Source organism: Nocardia abscessus NBRC 100374 (genome assembly GCF_000308455.1).
Taxonomy (GTDB): Bacteria; Actinomycetota; Actinomycetes; order Mycobacteriales; family Mycobacteriaceae; genus Nocardia; species Nocardia abscessus.
On record NZ_BAFP01000047.1, the window covers coordinates 30621 to 46791 of the forward strand.

General features: G+C 69.7%; 12 protein-coding genes. 6 read left to right on the top strand and 6 right to left on the bottom strand.

The genetic code is table 11. The features are described from left to right. Positions 1-21 precede the first annotated feature (21 nt). From qcrC to qcrB, 3 genes are all read left to right on the top strand, one after another. Complete coding sequence (gene qcrC / locus ON19_RS09725; protein ID WP_083899255.1) at positions 22-885, top strand: cytochrome bc1 complex diheme cytochrome c subunit; 864 nt, start codon at positions 22-24, stop codon at positions 883-885. Positions 886-988: 103 nt separating this feature from the next. Beyond that, entirely contained in the window at positions 989-2164 is a 1176-nt protein-coding gene (gene qcrA / locus ON19_RS09730) for a cytochrome bc1 complex Rieske iron-sulfur subunit (RefSeq protein ID WP_372478723.1), read from the top strand. Continuing rightward, positions 2161-3780: a cytochrome bc1 complex cytochrome b subunit gene (gene qcrB / locus ON19_RS09735; RefSeq protein ID WP_043689277.1), complete on the top strand. Its 1620-nt coding sequence runs from the start codon at positions 2161-2163 to the stop codon at positions 3778-3780. The genes qcrA and qcrB overlap by 4 nt, the downstream gene beginning before the upstream one ends. 67 nt (positions 3781-3847) lie before the next feature. Here qcrB and ON19_RS09740 read toward each other — a convergent pair whose 3' ends face one another. Beyond that, entirely contained in the window at positions 3848-4348 is a 501-nt protein-coding gene (locus ON19_RS09740) for a polyadenylate-specific 3'-exoribonuclease AS (RefSeq protein ID WP_043689278.1), read from the bottom strand. A 186-nt stretch (positions 4349-4534) separates the two neighbouring features. Here ON19_RS09740 and ON19_RS09745 point away from each other — a divergent pair, with 186 nt between their 5' ends. Further along, complete coding sequence (locus ON19_RS09745) at positions 4535-5920, top strand: class II 3-deoxy-7-phosphoheptulonate synthase (protein ID WP_043689279.1); 1386 nt, start codon at positions 4535-4537, stop codon at positions 5918-5920. Positions 5921-5965: 45 nt separating this feature from the next. On the opposite strand, the gene pknB is transcribed toward ON19_RS09745, so the two are convergent. Beyond that, a complete protein-coding gene (pknB, locus tag ON19_RS09750; RefSeq protein ID WP_043689342.1) occupies positions 5966-7936 on the bottom strand; it encodes a Stk1 family PASTA domain-containing Ser/Thr kinase in 1971 nt (656 codons plus the stop codon). Positions 7937-8054: 118 nt separating this feature from the next. On the opposite strand from pknB, the gene ON19_RS09755 reads away from it, so the two are divergent. Next, positions 8055-8423, top strand: a complete 369-nt coding sequence (locus ON19_RS09755) for an Rv2175c family DNA-binding protein (protein ID WP_043689281.1) — start codon at positions 8055-8057, stop codon at positions 8421-8423. Positions 8424-9285: 862 nt separating this feature from the next. On the opposite strand, the gene ON19_RS09760 is transcribed toward ON19_RS09755, so the two are convergent. From ON19_RS09760 to ON19_RS09775, 4 genes are all read right to left on the bottom strand, one after another. After that, on the bottom strand, positions 9286-10320 hold the full coding sequence (locus tag ON19_RS09760; RefSeq protein ID WP_051168688.1) for a phytoene/squalene synthase family protein: 1035 nt from the start codon (positions 10318-10320) through the stop codon (positions 9286-9288). Then, positions 10317-12035, bottom strand: coding sequence for an alpha-(1->6)-mannopyranosyltransferase A (locus ON19_RS09765; protein WP_083899257.1), 1719 nt, complete (start codon positions 12033-12035; stop codon positions 10317-10319). Before ON19_RS09765 ends, ON19_RS09760 begins: the two co-directional genes overlap by 4 nt. 63 nt (positions 12036-12098) lie before the next feature. Further along, positions 12099-13682 (bottom strand): phytoene desaturase family protein, encoded by a 1584-nt coding sequence (crtI, locus tag ON19_RS09770; RefSeq protein WP_043689282.1) that lies wholly within the window; start codon positions 13680-13682, stop codon positions 12099-12101. A gap of 37 nt (positions 13683-13719) precedes the next feature. Then, positions 13720-14853 (bottom strand): polyprenyl synthetase family protein, encoded by a 1134-nt coding sequence (locus tag ON19_RS09775; RefSeq protein WP_043689283.1) that lies wholly within the window; start codon positions 14851-14853, stop codon positions 13720-13722. Between the two features lie 184 nt (positions 14854-15037). Here ON19_RS09775 and ON19_RS09780 point away from each other — a divergent pair, with 184 nt between their 5' ends. Continuing rightward, complete coding sequence (locus tag ON19_RS09780; RefSeq protein WP_043689348.1) at positions 15038-16039, top strand: methylenetetrahydrofolate reductase; 1002 nt, start codon at positions 15038-15040, stop codon at positions 16037-16039. Positions 16040-16171 lie beyond the last annotated feature (132 nt).

A 16171-nucleotide genomic window follows, 5' to 3' on the forward strand; every position in this document is an offset into this window, starting at 1 on the left:
GTCTACTCCAAAGGGACACAGATGAGTTCATCTCCCCCGTCAGCGCCAGAGCCCGCCAGCCCCGGGAACGGCCAGGCCAGCAGGACGCGCAGGCAGCGCCGCGTTCGCCGTCGCATCGCGGGCGGACTTGCGCTGCTGGTGGGTCTCGTCGGAGCAGGCTTCCTGGCATCGGCCCTGACGCCGGACCCGCAGCGCGCGACCGCGCACCAGGACCAGTCCGCGCTGATCCGCGAGGGCCAGCAGCTCTACGACACGTCCTGCATCACCTGTCACGGCGCGAACCTGCAAGGCGTGGCCGACCGCGGTCCCAGCCTGATCGGCGTCGGCGAGGCCGCCGTCTACTTCCAGGTGTCCTCCGGCCGCATGCCGATGGCTCGCAACGAGGCCCAGGCGCAGCGCAAGCCGCCGAAGTTCGACGCCCACCAGACCGACGCGCTGAGCGCCTACGTGGCGGCCAACGGCGGCGGTCCGACCGTGCTCCGCGACGCCGACGGCGAGGTGGCCCAGGAGTCGCTGCGCGGTGCTGACATCGCCCGCGGGTCGGAGCTGTTCCGGATGAACTGCGCGTCCTGCCACAACTTCACCGGACGCGGCGGCGCGCTGTCCTCCGGTAAATTCGCGCCGCCGCTGGCGCCCGCCAGCGAGCAGCAGATCTACGCGGCGATGCTCACCGGCCCGCAGAACATGCCGAAGTTCTCCGACCGCCAGCTGAGCCCGGAGGAAAAGCGCGACATCGTCGCCTACGTCAAGAACTCCGCCGAGGAGCACAGCCCGGGCGGCTGGGATCTCGGTGGATTCGGTCCCGCGACCGAGGCCCTGGCCATCTGGGTGGTCGGCATCACGCTCGTGGTCGGCGCGGCGATGTGGATCGGATCCCGGTCATGACCGGTCAGCGCCCGGAGGCGGTAGCTCGCGTGACCACGGAGGGCGCTCCGGTCATGCCGAAAGGACACAGGTCATGAGCGATAGGGATAAGGAGCGAGACGACATGGGTCGGCCGGATGAGGGCCACGACGCGCACCAGTCGAAGGAGCAGCCGGTGAACGCCCCCGCGGCGGAGCCGACCGAGGCCGACCTCGACAAGATGTCGCGCGACGAACTGGTCAAGCTCGGTACCGAGCGCGACGGCGTTGACGTCGCCTACCGCCGCGAACGCTTCCCGATCCCGGGCACCCGGGCGGAGAAGCGTGCCGAGCGCGCCGTGACCTTCTGGTTCGCGGTGTCCGGCATCGCGGCCGCGGCGCTGGTCGGCGTGTTCCTGTTCTGGCCGTGGGAGTTCAAGAGCAAGGAAGACGAGGGCCACGCGGCCTACTCGCTGTTCACCCCGCTGGTCGGCCTGACCTTCGGCATCTCGGTGCTGGTCATCGGCGTCGCGGTGGTGCTGATCCGCAAGTTGTTCATCCCCGCCGAGCTGTCCATCCAGCAGCGGCACGACGGTCCGTCGCCCGAGGTCGAGCGCCGCACCCTGGTGGCCGAGCTGCAGGACGCGCTGGACACCTCCACCCTCGGCCGCCGCAAGATGATCACGCGCACCGCGGGCGCGGGCGTCGGCGTGCTCGGCATCGGCGCGCTGCTGGTGTTCGTCGGCGGCATGATCAAGAACCCGTGGGCCAAGGGCGACAAGTCGCCGCTGTGGGTCTCCGGCTGGACCCCGGACTTCCCGGGCGAGACCATCTACATCCGCCGCGACACCGGTCGCCCGGAGGACGTGGTGCTGGTGCGTCCGGAGGATCTCGACGCGGGCGCCATGGAGACGGTGTTCCCGTGGAAGGAGAAGTGGCGCGGCGACGAGCACGCGACGCTGGATTCCCTGCGCGGCATCCGCAACGCCGTCATGCTGATCCGCCTGCGCACCGAAGACGCGCAGAAGGCGATCAAGCGCAAGGGGCAGGAGAGCTTCAACTTCGGCGACTACTTCGCCTACTCGAAGATCTGCACCCACCTCGGCTGCCCGACCTCGCTGTTCGAGCAGCAGACCAACCGGATCCTGTGCCCCTGCCACCAGTCGCAGTTCTCCGCGACCGAGTGGGGCAAGCCGGTCTTCGGTCCCGCCGCTCGCGCGCTGCCGCAGCTGCCGATCACCGTCAACGCTGAGGGCTTCCTGGTCGCCAACGGCGACTTCATCGAGCCGCTCGGCCCGGCCTACTGGGAGCGCCGTTCATGAGTCCTTCTGCCGCAGCCCAAGCCCACGAGGCGGACGAGCGGTATCGCGCCGCCGCGTTCATGAAGCGGTCGATCAACAAGGTCTTCCCGACCCACTGGTCGTTCCTGCTCGGCGAGATCGCGCTCTACAGCTTCATCATCCTGCTGCTGTCGGGCGTCTACCTGACCCTGTTCTTCGACCCGTCGATGAGCCACGTCGTCTATGACGGCGCGTATCAGCCGTTGCGTGGTGTGACGATGTCGCGGGCCTACGAGACCGCGCTGAACATCACCTTCGAGGTGCGTGGCGGTCTGTTCGTACGGCAGGTCCACCACTGGGCGGCTCTGCTGTTCGCCGCGTCGATCATCATCCACCTGTTCCGGATCTTCTTCACCGGCGCGTTCCGCAAGCCGCGCGAGGCGAACTGGGTGATCGGTTCGCTGCTGCTGATCCTGGCGATGTTCGAGGGCTTCTTCGGTTACTCGCTGCCCGACGACCTGCTGTCGGGCACCGGCCTGCGGGCCGCGTTCGGCGGTATCACGATGAGCATCCCGATCGTCGGCACCTGGATGCACTGGCTGATCTTCGGCGGTGACTTCCCCGGCGACATCATCATCCCGCGCCTCTACATCGCGCATGTGCTGTTGTTCCCGGGCATCATCCTGGCGTTGATCGCCGCGCACGTGGCGCTGGTGTGGTACCAGAAGCACACCCAGTTCCCCGGGCCCGGCCGGACGGAGAACAACGTGGTGGGCGCACGGATCGTGCCGGTGTTCGCCGCCGACCAGGGCGCGTTCTTCGCCTTCACCCTGGGCATCGTGGGCATCATGGGCGGCGTGTTCCAGATCAACCCGATCTGGAACCTGGGCCCGTACAACCCGTCGCAGGTGTCGGCGGGTTCGCAGCCGGACTTCTACATGATGTGGACCGACGGCATGGCCCGGTTGATGCCGCCATGGGAGCTGTACATCGGCAACTACACCGTGCCCGCGGTGTTCTGGGTCGCGCTGATCATGGGTCTGGTGTTCACCGTGCTGATCGCCTACCCGTGGATCGAGAAGCGGCTCACCGGCGACACCAGCGCGCACCACAACCTGTTGCAGCGTCCGCGTGACGTCCCGGTCCGGACCGCGATCGGTTCGATGGCGATCGCGTTCTACGTGGTGCTGACGCTGTCGTGCGTCAACGACATCATCGCGCTGAAGTTCGACATCTCGCTGAACGCGACCACGTGGATCGGCCGCATCGGCCTGCTCGTCGCCCCGCCGGTGGCCTACTACATCGCCTACCGGTTCTGCCTCGGCTTGCAGCGCAGCGACCGCGCGGTGCTCGAGCACGGCATCGAGACCGGCGTGATCAAGCGTCTGCCGCACGGCGAGTACATCGAGGTGCACCAGCCGCTCGGCCCGGTCGACGACCACGGGCACCCGATTCCGCTGGAGTACCAGGGCGCCCCGGTCCCGAAGAAGATGAACCAGCTCGGTTCGGCCGGCAAGCCGGGCACCGGCAGCTTCCTGCGGGCCGACCCGCAGGAGGAGAGCGATCGGCACTTCGAGATCGAGCACGAGGAAGAGCACAGGCAGCTGAAGGTGCTGCAGCAGGCTCAAGAGGCGGCCAACGGCAAGCACGGCCACTGACGCCCGACACGCGACGGCCCCGAGTCGAATCTCCGACTCGGGGCCGTCGTGCGTCACGGCACGCGCGTCACAGGCGTGGCGTCGCGCGGCGAGCGGATTCGATGGCGTCGAACTTGGCGAGGTTGTGCCGGGCGTCGGCCAGCGCGTCGTGCGCATCCGGCGGGATCGGCGGCAGCTCGGGACGGCCGTGTGCCTCCCAGTGCTGGCGCAACTCGTTGGTGTAGCGCGGCAGCGCGTTCGGCAGATCCACCATGGAGCCCCACAGTTGGCACAAGGCGACATGGTCGTAGGCGGAAACCCAGGCCCATAGCTCCGGTTGCACGGTCGGCCGCGGCACCAGGAACGCGTACAACTCGTCGCGGATCCGGTCGCGGCTGCGCCACAGCGGCGAGGACGGCGAAGGCAGTTGCGGAAGTACGTACCTGCGGACCCACGGGCCCGCGCGCTCGGCATCGAATTCGGTGGACACCGCGTAGTACTCCCTGCCGTCCTCGCAGACGACGCCGATGGAGACCAAATCGATGGTCACACCGTCCTCGATGAATTCGCAGTCGTAAAAATATCGCAGCGAGATCGGTCTCTCCTCGGCTTCCGGTGCCGTTGTGGCAGGTACGGGTTCCTGGCAACCCTATGGTGACGGGCGGCGCCGCGTGTGCAAGGGCCCATGTGGTGGAGATTTCCGCCACCTTGGTGCGGTGCTCCGGCACTGCTACCGGCTATCCCCGCAGGGGTAGCGGTACGTATTCTGAAATACGTGAACTGGACCGTCGACGTACCCATCGATCGCCTGCCGGAACTGCCGCCGCTGCCCGCAGAACTGCGCAGGCGGCTGGACGACGCGCTGGCGCGACCCGCGCTGCAGCAGCCGTCCTGGGATCCGGAGCAGGCGGCCAAAATGCGCACTGTGCTGGAGAGCGTGCCGCCGATCTGCGTGCCCGCCGAAGTGGAGGAGCTGCGCGAGCAGCTGGCCGAGGTCGCCCGTGGCGAGGCGTTCCTCATGCAGGGCGGCGACTGCGCGGAGACGTTCGCCGACAACACCGAGCCGCACATTCGCGGCAACATCCGCACCCTCCTGCAGATGGCGGTCGTGCTCACCTACGGCGCGAGTATGCCGGTGGTGAAGGTCGCGCGGATCGCCGGTCAGTACGCGAAACCGCGCTCCTCGGACGTCGACTCGCTCGGGTTGAAGTCCTACCGCGGCGACATGGTGAACGCGCTGGCCGCCGACGCGGCGCTGCGCGAGCACGACCCGTCGCGCCTGGTGCGGGCCTACGCCAACGCGAGCGCCGCGATGAACCTCGTGCGCGCGCTCACCGGCGCGGGCATGGCCGACCTGCACAAGGTGCACGACTGGAATCGTGACTTCGTGGCGAAGTCGCCCGCGGGCGCGCGCTACGAAGCACTGGCCGAGGAGATCGACCGCGGCCTGGCGTTCATGACCGCCTGCCGGGTCAACGACCCGAGCCTGAAATCCGCCCGGATCTACGCCAGCCACGAGGCGCTGGTACTGGACTACGAGCGTGCCATGCTGCGGCTGAGCGAGAACGCCATCGGCGAGCCGGTGCTCTACGACCTGTCCGCGCACTTCCTCTGGATCGGCGAGCGCACCCGCCAGCTCGACGGCGCGCACATCGCGTTCGCGGAACTGCTCGCCAACCCGATCGGCCTGAAGATCGGCCCGTCCACCACGCCCGAGCAGGCCGTGGAGTACGTGGAGCGGCTGGATCCGAACAACGAGCCGGGCCGGTTGACCATCGTGTCCCGCATGGGCCACAGCAAGGTGCGCGACGTGCTGCCGCCCATCATCGAGAAGGTGCAGGCCACCGGTCACCAGGTGATCTGGCAGTGCGACCCGATGCACGGCAACACGCACGAAGCGTCCACCGGCTTCAAGACCCGTCACTTCGACCGCATCGTCGACGAAGTGCAAGGCTTCTTCGAGGTGCACCACGCGCTGGGCACGCACCCGGGCGGCATGCACATCGAGCTCACCGGCGAGGACGTCACCGAATGCCTCGGCGGCGCCCAGGACATCTCCGACCTGGATCTGTCCGGCCGGTACGAGACCGCCTGCGACCCCCGGCTGAACACTCAGCAGTCGCTGGAGCTGGCGTTCCTCGTCGCCGAGATGCTGCGCTGAGCAACGGACCGGGCGCTTCTGCGCCCGGTGCCGGTACGAGACCCGCTAGGGCAGCGCGACGATCGTGACCGTGTCGCCAGCTTCGAGGTTGACTCCGATGGCCGGGGTCTGCGAGACCACCAGCGAGCTGTCCGACTTGGCCAACTGTTTCACCTCGACTTGCAAGCCGAGGCTTTCCAGCTTGGTGCGGGCGTTGCCGACGGTCCACCCGCGTACATCGGGCATCTGCAGGGCATTGGACACCAGCAGGACGACGCCGTCGCCGGACTGGATGGTGGCGCCCGCGGCCGGCTGGGTGCCGATCGCCTTGTCCGCTTCGACGGCGCGGTCGAACTGAGTCGTGGTCTCGCGAATCGCGATTCCGGCGTCGGTGAGGATCTTGGTGGCCTCGGCGGTCGATTTGCCGCGCACGTCCGGGATCTTCACCGGCTTCGACCCCTTGCTGCGGTACACCTTCACCTGCGCGCCGAGCGGCAGCACCGTCCCCGGCCTCGGCTCCACCCGTGCCACCGTTCCCTTGGGCGCTGAGCTCGACTCCTCCCCGGCGTCGACCGGTTGCAAGCCGTTGTCCCGGATCAACTGATTGACCTTCGACGTCTGATCACCCGCTTTGACGTCCGGCACCTTGGGCTTGCCGTTGGAGACCAGGACGGCGACCGTGGAGCCCTGGGTGATCTTGGATCCGGCCGACGGGTCGCTGCCGACCACGCCACCGACCGGGATCGTGTCCGACGCCTTCTGCCGGATCTCGGTCTCGAACCCGGCGTTCTGCAGGGTGGTGACCGCCTTGTCGGTGTCCAGCCCGGCGATCGGCGGCACGGCCGTGTAGCGGCCCACACCCAGCCACCAGCCACCGATACCGACCACCAACGTGAGAATCGCGACGATGGCCACCCACAGCCAGACCGTGCGCCGGGACCGGTTGAGTTCGTCGGCATAGGGCGGGTACGGCGACGCGGGGTGGGCTTGGCGCACCGGTTGCGGCGGACGATCGTAGGCGTCCGGCGGGTAGTCGAGCCGGGGCCGCTGGGCGGTGACCACTCTGGTGTGCTGCACCGGCTGCGCTGCCGGAGGCTCGTGGGCCGACGCCCCGGCGAACTCCGGCCGGTCGTCGTGATCCGGCTGGACGGTTCGGTAGCCGGCGCTGAGATGTTCGGCGGACTCCTGCGGCGCGGGCACCCGGTAGGAGGGCAGTTGCAGCGCGACGCCGATCTGGCGCAGCGCGGCGGCCATCTCGTTCGCGTCCGCGAACCGATGCGCCGGCTCGCGTGCGGTCGCCTTGGCGACCAGTTCGTCGAACTCCGGCGGCACCCCGGAGATGAATCCGCTCGGGCTCGGCACGTCGTTCTCGATGCGCTGATAGGCCACCGAGATCGAAGTGTCGCCGGTGAACGGAACCCGGCCGGTGAGCAATTCGAAGATCAGCAAGCCGAAGGAGTAGACGTCGCTGCGTGCGTCGGCGGAGCCGCTGGTGACCTGCTCGGGCGACAGATAAGCGGCGGTGCCGAGGATGACGCTCGCCGACGTGGTGTTCGCCGCGGCCACCGCGCGCACCAACCCGAAATCGGCGATCTTCACCTCGCCCGCGTCGGAGATCAGCACGTTCTCCGGCTTGATGTCGCGATGCACCAGACCCGCCGAATGCGCGACGCCGATCGCCGCGAGCACCGGCTCGGCGACGGCGCGCACCGCGTGCGGCGGCATCGGGCCGCGTTCGCGCAGCAACTCGCGCAGTGTGCCGCCCTCGACCAGCTCCATGATCAGGAACGGGTGGTCACCGTCGACGCCCTGGTCGTACACCGCGACCAGCGACGGATGCTTGAGTTTGGCGACCGCGCGCGCCTCGAACTCGAACCGGGACAGGAACTGCGGATCGCCGGCGAACTTCGGATCCATCACCTTGATGGCGACCGGCCGGTCCAGGCGGGTGTCCACCCCGCGGAAGACCATCGACATTCCGCCGCGGGCGATCGGCGCATCGATCCGATAGCGCCCTTCCAGCATCTGGCCGATCAAGAGAAGTCCTCCGGCTTTCACAATGTTCGCCGCTGGGTGCGGCCCCCACGATGGTATCGACTCCCACCACCCCGGGTGTCTCACGACGTGCGGCGCGGCACCGTCTACCGTTATCCGCGTGAGTGCATTTCCCTGCAGTGACGACGTCGTTCCGCAGTCGGTGACCTTGGTGCCGCTGCCGGAGGTGGCCGACCGGCTCGGGCTGGTGGTGACCCGGGTCCATCAGATGCTGCGTGACCATCAACTGATCGCCGTCCGCAGAGACGGTGTGGCGGGCGTCCCGGAGCGTTTCTTCGACGACACCGGCGCGGTCGTGAAACACCTGCCCGGCCTGATCACCGTGATGCGCGACGCGAAGTACACCGACGAGGAGATCCTGGAATGGATCTTCACCGAAGACGAGAGCCTCCCCGGCAAACCCGTCGACGCCCTGCACGGTCCCTTGGCCCGCGAAGTCCTGCGCCGGGCGGCCGCGGATCCGTTCTGAATCTTTGGCCGCGCGGGCGCGAACGGAACATGCTAGGTCTCGCTTCGCTCGAAACCGGTGGTTGAGCTGGTGTGGTTGCGTGCTGCGGGGACCGTGTCGTCCGAAGGTTTGCCGTTGCGGGTGGTCGAGTGTTCGCGGCTTGTTCCTTCGTCGCATACGCGGCGGCCGGTCGGGCGCGAGCTGGGCGGTGTTGGTTTTTAGCGCCTGCGAACGGGCAATGCTAGGTCTCGCTTCGCTCGAGACCGGTGGTTGGGCCGGTGTGGTTGCGTGCGGTGTGGGCCGTGACGCCTGAAAGGATCGCCGTTGATGTGGCGGTAGGGCGAGTGTTCGCCGCCCGCTCCTTTGTCACTTGTGCGTCGCCGCTTGGACGTGAGCCGGGCTGTGTGGGTTTCCGGCTCTTGCGGCGCGGGGTGTCGCGGTCCGTTTGGGGCACGCACGGAACATGCTAGGTCTCGCTTCGCTCGAGACCGGTGGTTGGGCCGGTGTGGTTGCGTGCGGTGTGGGCCGCGACGCCTGAAAGGATCGCCGTTGATGTGGCGGTAGGGCGAGTGTTCGCCGCCCGCTCCTTTGTCGCTTGCGCGGTGGCCGCTCGGACGTGAGCCGGGCTGTGTTGGGTTCAGCGTCGGCGGCGCTGGGTGTTCGCGGTCCCTTAGTGGCTTCGCGAACGGGCGCATGTTCGGTCTCGCTTTGTTGGAGACCGGTGGTTGGGCTGGTGTGGTTGCGTGCGGTGGGGCCGTGTCGCCTGAAAGTTTGCCGTTGATGTGGCGGTGGGGCGGATGTTCGCCGCTTGCTCCTTTGTCGCGGGTGGGCGGCGGTGCCAGAGGAGTTGCTGGGCGCGGCGGACAGATAGGTGCGGCCTGGTCTAAGGCGCGGAGAGGCGGGGGAGTCGGTTGCGGAGGGTGGCGGTGGTGAATTCGGTGGCGGCTATGCGGAGACGGTGGTGGCGGGGGACTGCGGCGCGGTGGTCGAAGACGGCGTAGTCGCTGCGTTCGATGTGGCGCAGGATGTCGGCGTAGAGGGTGGCCGCGGTGCGGATGGCGGGGCGCACTCGGGATTCGAGCAGGTCGATGCCGGGTTCGGCGCGGCGGTAGAGATCGCGGTTGACCGCGATGAGGTGGGCGAGGGCACGGCGCACGCGCGGATCGGTGCGTCCGGTGCGGTGGCACTCGCGCAGCAGGTCGTGGTCGACGCCGAACGCGGTGAGGGCGTCGGCGGGCAGGTAGATCCGGTCGCGGTCGAGGTCCTCGGCGACATCGCGCAGGAAGTTGGTCAGCTGGAACGCCTCGCCGAGCGCGGCGGCGGACGGCTCGGCCTCCTCCACCGGGACGACCGTGCCGAGCACCGGGAGCAGTTGCAATCCGATCGCGGCCGCGGAGCCGCGCATGTATTCGCGCAACTCGGCCATGGTCGCGTAGCGGTTCCGGAAGCCCGGCGCACCCGGCGCGTCCATGCGCATGGAATCCAGGAACGTCCAGAAGTGCTGTGCGGCAATGCCGTAGCGGTGGATGGTGTGGGTGACGGCGGCCAGGACGAGCGTGCGCGGCCGTTGGTCGGCTTCCCACGCCCGGCCGTGCTCGGTATCCGTGCCAGAAGGGAGCGGAGCACTGATCGAAGTGCCCGTCTCGCTGGGGCCCGATCCGAGCGCGGCGCGCAGGTCCCGCTCGATCAGGTCCAGTTCCGCTGCCGGATCCTCGTGCGCCGCGGGTCGGCCCGCACGGTCCACGACGTCGTCCACCATTCGCGCGAACGCGTAGAGGGCGTGCACCGCGGGGCGGCGCTCGGCCGACAGCAGCCGGGTGGCCAGAAAATAGGTTCGGCCGTGGGTGGCGGCGATCTGCCTGCACTCGCGGTAGGCGAGCGGGAGCAGGGCGGAACCCGGTAGAAGGCCTTCGGTCATGGAGTGGCGGGCGAAGCGGCGGCGTCGCCGGAGGTGACCGCGACGTTGCTCGGCGGCGCGGCGCGCAGGCGCAGTGGGTCCACCGTGCGCAGCGACAGCGCCGCCACCACCGCGGCGAAGGTGGCCGCGACGACGTGCCAGAAGTTGTACAGGCCGATCGAACCGTCCGGCTGGAAGACCAGCATGAGCCAGGTACACACGCCGACCAGGCCCATCAGCGTCGTGGTGGACAGCGCGAATCCGGCGGCCAGCGCGAGCGGCCAGGAGTAGTACCAGGGCAGTGCGGCGGGCGAGAGGATGACGATCGCGACGAACGCGATCAGGATGCCCAGCACCGCTTCGCGCTCGCTGTGCCGGAATCGCCACCAGGTCCAGGCCAGCACCGCGACCAGGGCCAGCGCGCACATCGCGCGGGTCACCTCGAGCACCGATTCCAGCCGCAGCGGGGTGACCCAGGTGATCGCGTGCGCCATCCCGGTCGGCAGCGACAGCCAGTTGATGATCTTCTTCGACCCGGACAGCGCGGTCAGCCAGCCGATGCCGACCCCGGCGATGGCCGAGGCGGCGACGAAGACGACGGCGAACACGCTCAGGCCGAGCCCCGCGATCTTGGCGAACATCAGCGCCGGATGCGGCATGTCCTCGGTCGGCTCCGCGGCGTCGCCTGGTTGCTCGCTGGCGGGCAGATGCGCCGGATCGCGCCCGACCCGCTGTGCGGCGCGGCGTTCGCGTTCGTGCAGCATCCAGATCCACACCAGGAACGGCAGCGCCACGCCCGCGGTCGCCTTGATGGCCACGCCGATCGCGACGACCACGATGCCGGCCACGTGATGGCGTTCCAGCACCAGTGCGATGCCCGCGCACATCAGGCCGACCATCAGCATCTCGTTGTGCACGCCGCCGATCAGGTGGATCAGCACCAGCGGGTTGAGCACCGCCAGCCACAGCGCCACGGTGGGCTTGCCGCCGAGGTGCTTGGTCAGATACGGCACCGCCCACATCATCAGCGCGAGGCCGGGCAGCATGACCAGCCGCATCGCGATGGTGCCCGCCACCACGTTGTCGCCGGTCACGGCGGTGATGGCACGTCCGAGCAGCAGGAAGACCGGGCCGTAGGGCGCGGTGGTCGTGGTCCACACCGGACTCACGTTGTCCAGCAGCACACCGGGATTCGCCACCGGCCCGACCTGGTAGGGGTCGAAACCGTCGCGCAGCAGCGCGCCCTGGGCGAGGTAGGAGTAGGCGTCGCGGCTGAACATCGGCACGGCGAACAGCAGCGGCGCGATCCAGATGCCGACGATGGCGCGCAGCTCGTTGAGCGTCACTTCCGCGCCGGTCCGGTCGCCCGTGCCGATCGTGGCGCGCCCGAGCCGGACCCAGGCGGTGATCATGAGCAGCACGCCGATCCAGATGCAGATCGTGGACAGCGCGTAGCCGTGCCCGAAGCGCAGCCAGGACAGGTGCATGGCCTCGAGCAGCGGGTCCCGCTTGCGGACGCTGCCCGCGCCGAACCCGCCGAACGTGATCATGATCGCGCCGAAGAAACCGAGCAGGGCGGCGTGACCCTCCGGGCTTCTGGCGAAGTCGGCGGAGGCGCGCATCCACCACAGGGCGCCACGGGGGGTGGCCGAATCGCGGCGTGCGGAGGCGGGCGACGAGTGGTCGGTGACACCGGTGGAGGCGGCCTCTGCGGTGCGCGTTTCGGGGGATGCCATCTGGTGTCGGTCCCCCCGAGTGGTCGGCGGTCGCAACCGCGAGCGAATAGGTCGGCGCTTAGTTTACGGCGTCGCTTCGAACACTATCCGGCTGGTGCGGGGGGTTCCACGCGAAGCACGCCCGAACTCGCCCGCTATGCGGTTTGCCGCCAGTTTTCCGGATAACAGCGCGGTCGGCACGCCGACGCCAGGAGTGGTGCCGCAACCGGCGATAACCACGTTGTCGCTCGAACGCGGGAAATTGCTCGGTCGAAACGGACCGGTTTGCCGGAAAAGGTGGGCCGCGGAGAACGGTGTGCCGGCCAGCATGCCGTGGTCGAACCACGTTTGCGGCGTGTCGAGCCGGTCGACGGCGAAGTGCTCGGCGATGCCCCGATAGCCGCGCGCTTCCAGCACGGTGAGCAGCTCGCGGAGGTAGGCGGGTCCGAGCCGCGGCCAGTCCAGTGGCGCCGCCGACAGATTCGGGCAGGGCGCGAGCACCGAGAACGGTTCGTATCGTTCGCCGTCGCGGGTAATGAACAGGTCGGAATCGGTCAGGGCGGGCCGGGTCAGCAGGAGGGAGGGGTCGCTCATCAACTTGCCGCGGCCGCGGCGGGCGGTGATCTCGGTGAACGTCTGGTCCCAGGCCTGGCCGAACTCGATGGTGTGATGCGCCTGCACGGGCCAGCGTGCCGCGACCGCGGCGGGGACGGTGCCGTGCGCGACGACCGCGGACGGCGAGGCGCGCAGCCCGCGCCGGGGTCGCACGCCGAAGCGGTCGAGCGACCCGAGGTCGGCGGTGAGCACGAGCGCGTCGCAGTCGAACGAACGCCCGTCGGCGGTGCGGGCGCGCCGAGCCCGCCGGCCCGCATAGTCGATCCCGGTCACTTCGGCGTTCAGTTCCAGCGTGCCGCCCGCCTCGGTGAACGCATGCGCCAGCGCCGCGGCGATCGCCCGCATGCCGCCCTCGGGGAAGTAGACGCCGAGTGAGGTGTCCATGTGCGGGATCGCGCCGTAGACCGCGAGCGCCCGAGCGGGCGGCATACCCGCGTAGAGCGCCTGGAAGGTGAACAGCCGCGCCAGGCGCGGATCCCGCAGGAACTTGCGCACCTGCGGGCCGAGCCTGCCGAAGCCGCCGAGCCGCGCCAAATCGACCAGCGCGCGGCGCTTTTCCCGGAGGCGCACCAGATCCAGCGGCGAATCGAAGTTGGTGTCCATGAACTCGGTGAACTCGGCCGCGTAGACCCGTGCCAGCCACGCGCGCAGGCGCCGGTATCCGCGTGCTTCGGCCGGTCCGCAGGTCCGCTCGACCTCCGCGGCCATCGCGTCCGGATCGGCGAACACCCTGATCTCGGCGCCGTCGGCGAATCGCGCGTGATAGCCGGGCGCCAGCCGGTGGATGCGCAGCGGGGGCAGGCAGGTCTCCGGCGTGCGGCCGACGGCGGCGAGCGCGTCGGTGATCAGCTCGGGCAGGGTGAGCACGGTGGCGCCGGAATCGATGGCGTAGTCCCGGCCGCGGTAGCGTCCGACCCGGCCGCCGGGGTGGTCGGCCCGCTCGAGCACCGTGACCGTGTGACCGGCGCCGGTGAGATACAGGGCGGCCGACAGTCCGGCCAGACCCGCGCCGACGACGACAACGCGATCGGTCGGCCCCGCAACGGTTCTCATCCGGTTCCTCTCTGTGTCGCGGCGCTGACCATCGCTCTCACGCCGCCCGCTTGGTCGCGGCCAGGGCCATCGCGCGCAGCCGTTCCTTGGCCACGGCCGTCGCCGAGCTGGCTTCGACGGCGGCCAGCCCGCTGTCGGTGAGTTCGGTGATCCGGCGTTCCACTTCGTCGACCGCCCCGAGTTCGACCAGCAGTGCGCGCAGCCGCTGTACCTGCTCGCCGCTCAGGTCGGTGCCGATACTCCCGCGCAGCAGCGCGGCCGCGGCCGGATCGGACTCGTCGGCGCGGCGCAGCGCCTCGGCCAGCAGCACGGTGCGCTTACCTTCTCGCAGGTCGTCGCCGGAGGGCTTGCCGGTCACCGCCGGGTCGCCGAACACACCCAACAGGTCGTCGCGCAGCTGGAAGGCGATGCCGATGGCGGTGCCGAACGTGCGGTAGGCGCCGATCAGCCCTTGATCGGCGGCGGCGATGGCGGCGCCGAGATGCAGCGGGCGTTCGACGGTGTAGGCGGCGGTCTTGTAGCGGTTGATCCGCAACGCTGCCTCCACCGACTCGTCGCCGCCCGCCTCGCCGTTGACGTCGAGCAGCTGGCCGCCGAGCACCTCGGTGCGCATGTCGGCCCACACCGGCGCGAACCGGGCGACGGCCGCGGGCGCCAGACCGGACGCGTGCACCATGTCGTCGGCCCAGGACAGCGCCAGATCGCCGATCAGGATGGCCACGCTGGCGCCGAAGTGCGCCGAGTCGCCCGCCCACCCGCGGTCGCGGTGGCGCTGCTCGAAGTCGACGTGCACGGTGGGGAAGCGGCGGCGGGTGCGGGAGGAATCGATGATGTCGTCGTGGATCAGCGCGCACGCCTGGACGAGCTCGAGCGCGGAACAGGCGGTGAGCACCGCGGCGGCTTCGGGCGCGTGCGGATCGCCGCCCGCGCCGAGCCACCCGGTCCACGCGAACGCGGGCCTGGTGCGTTTGCCGCCGCGTAGGACGAACTGTTCCAGCGCGTCCGTGGCCTCGACGAAGACCGGACCGAGGCGCTCGGTCGTCGGGTGGCGGGTGGCGAAGAACCCGGTCAGGGCGTCTTCCACGGCGGTGACGAAGGCGGGGGTGCCCGGCTGGGGCACGGCGGGGCGCGGCGTCTGAGTCCCGGTTCCGGCGGACAGAGGAGCCTCCAAGGTCGTGCGGATGATGGACGCACGGGGTCGCGGAGGGTGCCCGGGCGCTGCGGGTGATTCGGGGCCGAGCGGAAACGGTCGCGCGTGTCGCCCGGCGTGGCGAACGGGTCGCCCGATGCGAAGAATACGCGGGGTGTCCGAGCGACCCCGCGGGGCCGCCACCGGCCACCTCTACACTGAACCGGTGACTTTCGACAACGTGCGGGGAAGCTCGACCCCTGGCCGGCCGTCCCGGACGCACCCGAACGTCTCTGGAACACCTTCGGTCGTACAGAGTCTGCGGGCCCACACGGGGCGCGCGGTGCCGTTCTCCGTGGAGTTCAATCCGCCCCGTGACGCCGCCGCCGAGGCGCGGCTGTGGCGCGCCGTGCGGCAGTTCGAGCGCATGCACCCCGCCTTCGTGTCGATGACCTACGGCGCGGGTGGTTCCACTCGCGACCGCACCGTCCGCGTGACCGGAGAGCTCGCGCAGGAGACCACGCTGCTGCCCGTCGCGCACCTGACCGCGGTGGACCACAGCGTCGCCGAGCTGCGCTCGCTGGTCGGCGCGTACGCCGACTGCGGCATCCGCAACATCCTGGTCCTGCGCGGCGACCCGCCCGGCGACCCGCTCGGCGAGTGGCACAGGCACCCCGAGGGCGTCTCCTATGCCGAGGAACTGGTGCGCATCGTGCGCGACCTCGGTGATTTCCACGTCGGCGTCGCCTCGTTCCCGCAGGGCCACCACCGCTCGCCGGACCTGGCGACCGACACCGCGTTCCTTGCCGCGAAACTGCGTGCGGGCGCGGAGTATTCGATCACCCAGATGTTCTTCGACGTCGAGCACTACCTGCGCCTGCGCGATCGGCTCGTGGCACTGGACCCGATCGAGGGCGCCAAGCCGATCATTCCGGAGCTGATGCCGATCACGTCGCTGCGCACGGTGCAGCGCGCCGAGGAACTGTGCGGCAGGCCGCTGCCCGCCTCCGTGCTGCGGCGGCTGCGCACGGCGGCGGGCGACGGGCGCGAGGAGAACGCCGCGGCGGTGCGCGCCGCCGGCATCGAGATCGCCACCGAGATCGCGCAGCGGCTGATCGACGAGGGCGCGCCCTGCCTGCACTTCATCACGCTCAATTTCGCCAAGGCGACCAGCGAGGTGCTGACCAACCTCGGTTACGGCGTCAGGGCCGCGCCGGTCAGCGCCTGAGCGCACCCCACCGTGGACGGCGACCATCCGGGGACGGCGTGCTCGAACCGATCCGACGATCACCGCGGCGGCGTCGTCGGCGCGACGCATCGGCCCGCGCGCCGAGGCTCCGGCCGGTGCGCACGCGGTCGC

Coding starts and splice junctions, on each gene's coding strand:
- crtI (WP_043689282.1), bottom strand. CDS start 13,682: ATGAGAACCGTTGCGGGGCCGACCGATCGCGTTGTCGTCGTCGGCGCG.
- ON19_RS09760 (WP_051168688.1), bottom strand. CDS start 10,320: ATGACCGAAGGCCTTCTACCGGGTTCCGCCCTGCTCCCGCTCGCCTAC.
- qcrB (WP_043689277.1), top strand. CDS start 2,161: ATGAGTCCTTCTGCCGCAGCCCAAGCCCACGAGGCGGACGAGCGGTAT.
- qcrC (WP_083899255.1), top strand. CDS start 22: ATGAGTTCATCTCCCCCGTCAGCGCCAGAGCCCGCCAGCCCCGGGAAC.
- qcrA (WP_372478723.1), top strand. CDS start 989: ATGGGTCGGCCGGATGAGGGCCACGACGCGCACCAGTCGAAGGAGCAG.
- ON19_RS09765 (WP_083899257.1), bottom strand. CDS start 12,035: ATGGCATCCCCCGAAACGCGCACCGCAGAGGCCGCCTCCACCGGTGTC.